6 protein-coding genes are annotated in these 7,626 nt (G+C 71.0%); all 6 read right to left on the bottom strand.

The features are described 5' to 3' along the window. Nucleotides 1-34: 34 nt before the first annotated feature. The 6 genes from E6U81_RS00480 to E6U81_RS00455 all read right to left on the bottom strand — a co-directional run bounded on the left by E6U81_RS00480 (nucleotide 35) and on the right by E6U81_RS00455 (nucleotide 7,455). The gene (locus E6U81_RS00480; protein ID WP_136228025.1) at nucleotides 35-1,822 is read right to left on the bottom strand and encodes an ABC transporter ATP-binding protein; all 1,788 of its coding nucleotides are present in this window, start codon (nucleotides 1,820-1,822) and stop codon (nucleotides 35-37) included. A gap of 2 nt (nucleotides 1,823-1,824) precedes the next feature. Beyond that, nucleotides 1,825-2,883, bottom strand: coding sequence for an iron-siderophore ABC transporter substrate-binding protein (locus tag E6U81_RS00475; protein ID WP_136228024.1), 1,059 nt, complete (start codon nucleotides 2,881-2,883; stop codon nucleotides 1,825-1,827). A 76-nt stretch (nucleotides 2,884-2,959) separates the two neighbouring features. Then, nucleotides 2,960-3,835 carry an ABC transporter ATP-binding protein gene (locus tag E6U81_RS00470; protein WP_136228023.1) on the bottom strand — a complete coding sequence of 292 codons (876 nt, stop codon included), beginning with the start codon at nucleotides 3,833-3,835 and terminating at the stop codon, nucleotides 2,960-2,962. 39 nt (nucleotides 3,836-3,874) lie between these two features. Continuing rightward, a complete protein-coding gene (locus tag E6U81_RS00465; RefSeq protein ID WP_136228022.1) occupies nucleotides 3,875-4,981 on the bottom strand; it encodes an iron chelate uptake ABC transporter family permease subunit in 1,107 nt (368 codons plus the stop codon). Continuing rightward, the gene (locus E6U81_RS00460) at nucleotides 4,978-6,036 is read right to left on the bottom strand and encodes an iron ABC transporter permease (RefSeq protein WP_136228021.1); all 1,059 of its coding nucleotides are present in this window, start codon (nucleotides 6,034-6,036) and stop codon (nucleotides 4,978-4,980) included. The genes E6U81_RS00465 and E6U81_RS00460 overlap by 4 nt, the downstream gene beginning before the upstream one ends. Before the next feature lie 60 nt (nucleotides 6,037-6,096). Beyond that, complete coding sequence (locus E6U81_RS00455) at nucleotides 6,097-7,455, bottom strand: lysine N(6)-hydroxylase/L-ornithine N(5)-oxygenase family protein (protein WP_136228020.1); 1,359 nt, start codon at nucleotides 7,453-7,455, stop codon at nucleotides 6,097-6,099. Between the last annotated feature and the right edge of the window lie 171 nt (nucleotides 7,456-7,626).

Below are 7,626 nucleotides of genomic sequence, written 5' to 3'. Positions count from 1 at the left end.
CCCGGTTCCGGGTGGGGCCGGCCCAGGCCGTGTCCTAACTTCCCTCGCGCCATGCGCGCCACAGTTGCGCGTAGCGGCCGCCCAGGGCCACCAGTTCCTCGTGCGTGCCGTGCTCCACGACGCGGCCCGCGTCGAGCACGGCGATCCGGTCCGCCGCCATGGCCTGGGTCAGCCGGTGCGCGACGAACAGGGTCGTGCGGCCGGCGCACGCGGCGAGCACGGCCCGCTCCAGCTCGGCCGCGCCCTCGCTGCCCGCCTCGGCCGTGGACTCGTCGAGCACCACAACGGGCGAGCGGGCGAGTACCAGTCGGGCGAGTGCGATCTGGGCCACCTTGGTGACGTCCAGGCGCTCGCCGCCCTCGCCGACGAGGGTCTGCAGACCGTCGGGCAGGGCGTTCACCCAGCTCTCGGCGCCGACCGTGCGCAGGGCGTCCGCCAGCTCGGCGCCGGTCGCCTCCGGTGCGGCCAGCCGCAGGTCGTCGGCGAGCGGGCCGGAGAACACGTGCGTCTCCTGCGTCAGGATGCTGACCAGGGCGCGCGCGCCGGCCTCGTCCAGTCCGGCGAGGTCGGTCCCGCCGATGCGGACCGATCCGGCCTGCGGGGTCCCGATGCCCGCGATCAGTGCGGCCAGCGTCGATTTGCCGGCGCCCGTCGCCCCTACGAGGGCGAGCGAACCGCCGGCGGGGATGGCCAGGTCGACGTCCTGGAGAACCGGCTGCTCGGTGCCGGGATAGCTGAAGGTGAGGCCCTTGACGGTCACCGGGTACGGCACGTCTGCCGCCGGCGCGTCGGCCGGAACGCCGACCAGGCGGTCCTCGGTGTCCTCGCCGAGCACCCCGACCAGCCGGGTCAGGCTCGCGCCCGACTTCTGCGCCTCGTCGAAGGTGAACATGATGGAGCCCAGCGGGGTGAACAGCCGGTGGAAGAGCAGCGGGGCGGCGGAGACCTCGCCGAGGGTGGCGGCGTCGGCCTCCAGCAGGGCGTAGCCCACCACGATGATGAGGACGAGTCCGATGAACTCGGCGCGGTTCTCACGGCCGACGAACCGGCCGAAGAGCCGGAACACCTCGATGCCGAGTTCGCGGACCCGCCACGACTCGGTGGTGACCTTCTCGCGGACGGCGCCTTCCAGGCGGTAGGCGCGGACCGTGTCGATCCCGTTGAGTCCGCTGATCAGCGCCTGTGCACGGTCGGCCTGGACGGCCCGCTGCTGCTTGTACAGCGGGGCGGAGCGGGGCAGGTACCAGCGCAGGGCGAGCGCGTACGCGGGCAGCGCGCAGGCTCCCGCGAGGCCGAGCCGCCAGTCGAGGCCGAACATGCCGAGCGTGGCGATGACGACCAGCACGCCGGCCGAGAACACGGTGGGGACGGCCGTGCGGATGCCCCTGGACAGCACGGCGACGTCGTCGCCGACGCGGGACAGCACGTCTCCCCGGCCGACCTGTTCGATCCGGGCGCTCGGCATCCCCAGCACCGCCCGGACGGCGCCCTCGCGCAGCCGGGCGAGGAGGTCCGCGCCGAGCCGCCCGACCAGGTAGGTGGACAGGGCGGTGGCCGCCGCGCCGAGGAGCGCGGCGGCCACCATCAACACGCCCGTGGTGACGAGGATCGAGCGCGGTCCGCCCGCGACCACCCCGTCGACGACCCGGCCGAGCAGGAGCAGCGGGAGTACCTGGAGCGCCGCCCCGGCCACCGTCGTCAGGGCGGTGGCGGCCGTCAGCCAGGGCACCTCCCGGCAGTGCGCGACCACCCAGCGGGTGGCCTCGCGTCCGGTCGTGGTGCGCAGGGTGGCCGGGGCGACGAGCGTGTCCGTGGCGCTCACACTCAGCCGGCCGACTTGACGAGTTCGTCGATCGCGTAGGGCAGGGAGAGCAGGGTGCCCTGGGACATGGCCGCGCCGACGGCCGGGCCCTCGCTGTCCAGGAGGTAGGAGACCTTGCCGTTCTTGACCGCGTTCAGGTTGGTGAAGAGTTCGAACTTCTTCAGCGCCTCCTGGTCGGCCTTGTCGGCGATGACGAAGATGCGGTCGACGTCGACGAGGTCCATGCGCTCCGGGGAGAGCGTGGTGTAGAACTTGCCGTCGGCGATCTTGTCGATCTCGGTCTGGCCCTTGTAGCCGATGCCCGTCACCAGCCGGCCGCGCACGTCGGTAGTGGTGAAGGGGGCCACCGAGTCCTTGTACCAGGACAGCGCGACGGCGGTCTGGTTCGCGAAGTCGGGGTGCGCCTTCTTGGCCGCGTCGAGCTTGTCCTGGATGCCCTTGACCAGTTCGGTGCCCTTGGCCTCCTGGCCCAGGGCCTTGGCGATGTGGACGGCGTTGTCCTGCCAGGGGGCGCTGAACGGCTCCTTCTCGGCCTTGGTCCGGCCCACCGTCGGTGCGATCTTGGTGAGCTTGTCGTAGGCGGCCTGGTCGATCTCGGAGTAGACCGCGATGATCAGGTCCGGCCGCAGGGCGGCGATCTTCTCGTAGTTCGGGCCGGCGTCGCCGTTGTTCATGACGACCTCGGGGCGGGCGTCGCCCCACTTGTCCTTCGTCCAGGGCCACTGGGTGTTGATGTCGGGACTCGTGCCGGGCGGGTTGGGGTACTGGTCGACCATGCCCACCGGCTTGATGCCGAAGGCGAGGATGGCCTGGTCGTCGGTGTAGCCGACGGAGACGACCCGCTGGGGGGCCTTGTCGATCTTCGTGGATCCGAAGGCGTGCTCCACGGTGACCGGGAAGGTGCCGGCCGCGGCGGCCGGGGCGTCACCGCTCTTCTTGTCGGCCGGGTCCGCCGTGTCGGATCCGCATCCGGCCAGGAGGCCCACCCCGAGCGCGGTGGCGGACACCGCCGTCGCGACCCGCGCCCAGGGGTTCGTGACTGTCGTTCGATGGAGAAGCATCCGCAATCCCTTGCTTTCGTGCTGTCCATTGCACCCCCGGCCGAGGGCAGGCACACAGTATCGCCATCAAGTGAGGCTAGCCTAGCCTTACTTCAACCGTATCTTTGTCCATCTGTTCCGGCCGCACGTGGGCACGGCCGATGGGCACGATGAGGGGCCTGTCCCCCACCGGGTCCTCGATCACCTTGGCACGCAGTCCGAAGGCTTCGTGCAGCAGATCTGCGGTGATGACGTCGCGCGGGTGCCCCTGCGCCAGGATCGATCCCGCCTTCATCACGATGAGGTTGTCGCTGTAACGGATGGCCAGATTCAGGTCGTGCAGCACCAGGACCACCGTGCACCCTGACTCGTGGAGGTCGTCCACCAGATCGAGCACGTCGATGGCGTGCGCCAGGTCCAGGTACGTGGTCGGCTCGTCGAGCAGCAGCAGGTCGGTGCCCTGGGCCAGGGTCATGGAGATCCACACGCGCTGGCGCTGGCCGCCGGACAGCGCGTCGACGGGGCGGTCGGCCAGGTCGGACACCCCGGTCATGGCCAGCGCGCGCTCCACGACAGCGGCGTCGTCCGAGGACCACTGCCGCAGCCAGCTCTGGTGCGGATGCCGGCCCCTGGCGACCAGGTCGGCCACCGTGAGCCCCTCCGGGGCCACCGGGGCCTGCGGCAGCAGGCCGAGCTTCTTGGCCACGTCCCGGGTCCTGAGCCTGGCGATGTCGTCTCCGTCGAGGACGACGGACCCCTTGGTCGGCTTGAGCAGCCGCGACAGCGTCCGCAGCAGGGTCGACTTCCCGCAGCCGTTGGAGCCGATGATCGTGGTGATCACCCGCGGCGGGACGGCCACGTCGAGGTCGTCGATGACGACCCGGCCCCCGTACCCGACCGTGATTCCTCTGGCGGCCAGCCGTGCGGTGTCCCCGCCCCCGGCCGCGCTCCCGGTGACGTGCTGAGTGGCCACGGTTCCCCCTTGGTTCATGCCTGCCCGAACATGTGTCGATCAACGAAGATTGGCCCGCACCAGGAGGTAGACGAGGAAGGGGCCGCCGATCGCTGCGGTGACCACGCCGACGGGCAGGGTGATCGGCAGCGCCGTGCGCGCGACCAGGTCCGCGCCGATCAGCAGCAGGGCCCCGGTCATGCCCGAGGCGGCCATCGGCGGGGTCGGGCACCTCGTCAGGCGCATCGCCACCTGCGGCGCCACCAGCGCGACGAAGGAGACCGGCCCGGCCGCGCTCACCGCGACCCCGGCCAGCAGCACCGCGCACAGCAGCAGCACGGCGCGCACCACCGTGTAGCGCACGCCCAGGCCCGCGGCCACGTCGTCGCCGAGGTGCAGCGGCTTGAACTGGAACGCGAAGCACGCCACGACGACCGACAGGACGAGCGTGCACCAGAGCGCCACCCGTACGTCGTCCCAGGAGCGGTTGTCCAGCGAGCCGATCAGCCAGGCCTGCGCCCGGGCCACGTCCCTGATGTCGGCGGTCACCAGCAGCCAGGTCGTGACGGCCTCCATCACCGCGCTCACGGAGAGGCCGATGAGGATGAGCCGGAAGCCGTCGATCCCGCGGCGCCATGCCAGGACGTAGACGAGGAGCCCGGTGCCGAGACCACCCGCAAGGGCGGCCCCGGACAGCCCCACGGAGTTGACGACGGCGGTGGCGGTCCCGCCCGACACCGTCACCAGGAACACCGCGACCGCGCCGGCGCCCCAGGTGATCCCGAGGATGTCCGGGCTGGCCAGCGGGTTGCGCGCGACGGACTGGGTGATCGCCCCGGACATGCCCAGCGCGACGCCCACCACGCATCCGGCCAGGGCCCGGGGCATCCGCAGGTCCATGACCACGAACTCGTCGACCTGCTCGCCCCGGCCCAGGATCGTGGCGACCACCTGGGGCAGGCCGATGGGGAAGTCCCCGACGCCGATGGACAGGCAGAAGAGGAGGAACGTCGCCGCAGCCAGCAGGAGCGTGACGCAGACGAGCCACGGCCGCCAGACGAACGACACCCGGCCGAGCCTCACCCCGGGGGCCACCGACGGCTTCACCCGGGGCACGTTCACGTCGGTCGCGTCCATGCCCGTCACGTTCATGTCGGCCCCGTTCATGCGCTCTTGAACTTCCCGCGCCACACCATGACCGCGAAGAAGGGGGCGCCCAGGAGCGCCACGACGACACCCGCGTCCAGCTCGCCCGGCCGCACCAGCAGGCGCCCGGCGATGTCGCAGACCAGCAGGACGATGGCGCCGAGGAGACCCGCGTACGGCACCAGCCAGCGGTAGTCCGGCCCGGTCAGGTAGCGGGCCACGTGGGCCACCATGAGTCCGAGGAACGCGATGGAGCCGCATGCCGCCGTCGCGGCCCCCGCGAGCAGGGTGATGGCGATGATGCCGATGGTCCGGTGCAGGGCGATGTTGACTCCCAGGCCCCGGGCCACGTCGTCGCCCAGGTTGAGCAGGTTGATGGCGGGCAGTGTGGCCAGCGCCAGCAGCAGCCCGGCCGCGATGAAGGCGGTCACCGGCCAGATGACGCCGAATCCGACGCCGGCCACCGAGCCCGCGTTCCAGAAGCGCAGCGCGTTCAGCGACGCCTTGTCGGACAGTGCGACCGCCGTGGTCATGGCCGCGAGGAACACGGTGACCCCCTGTCCGGCCAGGGCCAGCGTCAACGGATTGCCGGCTCCGCGCCCGATGCTGGCCAGCCCGAACACCAGGACGCCGGCGACCGCCGCCCCGGCGAAGGCGAACCAGACGTACTGGAACGGGTTCGCGAAGCCGAAGACGGCGATCACCGAGACCACGGCGAACGAGGCGCCCGCGTTCACACCCAGCAGGCCGGTGTCGGCGATCGGGTTGCGCGTGTAGCCCTGGATCAGCGCCCCGCCGACCCCCAGCGCGACTCCGGCCACCGTGGCGAGCACCGTGCGGGGGACCCGTACGGTCTGCACGATGAGCCGGATCTCGGTGAGCCGGTGGTCGCCGCCGGGCCCGGCCGACAGCCCGTACCAGACCTCGGACGGGCTGAGCCCGCGCGCACCGACGCCCAACGACACCACCATCGCGGTCAGGAGGATCAACAGAAGCGTGGCCGAACCGACAACTCGCCTCTTGCGCGCCCGCGTTGTGCCCTGGGGCACGGGGCGTTCCACTGCAATCGTGCCCATGTCGCCGTACGTCATCCCTTCGGTCCACCGGTGGACTGGAGTCAGTGGAATCGGCGCCGGTCAGCGGGCGGCGGCGCTGCCGGTGCCCCCGGCGACCGTACGGGCCTCGTCGGAACCGGACTTGAGGCCGCGCCCGAGGAGCGAGTCCAGGATCTCGCCGACCCTGACGGCGGTGTTGGACAGCAGGGACGAGGTGATGCCGTGCGTGTGTTCCGTCCCGCCCTGCACGTAGATGCCGCAGCGCAGCGCGGAGTCGGTCGCGATGCGGTAGTCGCGCTCGACCCGGAGGCGGCCCGCCTCGTCGCGCAGGCACCGCTCGGCCGCCTCGCCGAGCAGGCCGAGCGGGTCGGCGGGGCGGTACCCGGTCGCGAAGACCACGACGTCCGCGTCCAGCCGGGTCTCCTCACCGGTGACGAGGGACTGCACGGTCGCGTGGACGCCCTCCGGGCTCTCCCGGACGTTCGTCAGCCGGGAGACGTTGAGGAAGCGGAGCCGCTCGGTGCCCAGGACCTTCTCCTGGTACATCTGCCGGTACAGGTCGTCGATCAGGTCGATGTCGACCACGGAGTAGTTGGTGTTGCCGTGGTAGTCCATGAGCCGGCGCTTGACGTCCTCCGGAGCGGCGAAGAACTCTCCCACGGCGTCCGGGTCGAAGATCCGGTTGGCGAAGCCGCTGTCGTCGGCGGGGCTGTACCCGTAGCGGGAGAAGACGGCGCACACCTCGGCGCCGGGGAAGCGGCGGTGCAGGTAGGCGACGTTCTCTGCGGCGCTCTGCCCGGCGCCGACGACGACGAAGCGCGAGGGGGCGGCGGCGTCCAGGCCGTCGACCTTCGTCAGCAGGTCGGAGTTGTGCCAGACGCGGTCGGTTCGCTCCACTCCGTCCGGCATGAAGGGGCGCAGGCCCGTGCCTATGACGACGTTGCGGGCCCGGTGGAGGGCGAGCCCCTCCCCGGAGCGGACGGTGACGTCCAGGTGCTCCACCACTCCGTCGCGGGCGACGGGCGTGACCCCGACGACCTCGTGGCCGTAGGAGGCCATGCCGTCGACCTTGTCCGCGGCCCATTCGAAGTAGTCGTGGAACTCGACGCGCAGCGGGAAGAGGTTCTTGTGGTTGATGAAGTCGATCAACCGCCCCTTGCTCTTGAGGTAGCACAGGAAGCTGAACTCGCTCGCCGGGTTCCGCAGCGTCACCAGGTCCTTGAGGAAGCTGACCTGCATCGTCGCGTCGTCGATGAGCATCCCGCGGTGCCAGCCGAAGCGTGGCTGCTGTTCGAAGAAGTGGGCGTTGATCGCTTCCCGTCCGCCGACGCGTAAGTTGTGCTCGCTGACCGCGATCGCCATGGCCACGTTGGACGGCCCGAAGCCGATTCCAATGAGATCGTGGACCACCGGGGCTTCGCCAGGACGAACCTGTGCCATGTCACTCCCATCCTGCGAGGGCGGCCGCCGCACCGTGGGGACGCGCGGCCGTCGGTCGGGCGACGCCGGGCCCGGAATGCGGGCATGCCGACGAACCCACGACCATGAGACTTAGGCAAGGCTAAGCTCATTACGAGGGCACTGTCGATAGACAAAACGGACGGTCACCCT

Origin of the sequence: Streptomyces sp. A0592, assembly GCF_004795115.1 — a bacterium.
GTDB lineage: Bacteria > Actinomycetota > Actinomycetes > Streptomycetales > Streptomycetaceae > Streptomyces > Streptomyces erythrochromogenes.
This window is presented reverse-complemented; position numbering and strand designations above follow the sequence as displayed.

What these genes read in the sequence shown, in the direction of transcription:
- E6U81_RS00475 (WP_136228024.1), bottom strand. Translation starts at nt 2,883, where the DNA reads ATGCTTCTCCATCGAACGACAGTCACGAACCCCTGGGCGCGGGTCGCG.
- E6U81_RS00465 (WP_136228022.1), bottom strand. Translation starts at nt 4,981, where the DNA reads ATGAACGGGGCCGACATGAACGTGACGGGCATGGACGCGACCGACGTG.
- E6U81_RS00460 (WP_136228021.1), bottom strand. Translation starts at nt 6,036, where the DNA reads ATGGGCACGATTGCAGTGGAACGCCCCGTGCCCCAGGGCACAACGCGG.
- E6U81_RS00455 (WP_136228020.1), bottom strand. Translation starts at nt 7,455, where the DNA reads ATGGCACAGGTTCGTCCTGGCGAAGCCCCGGTGGTCCACGATCTCATT.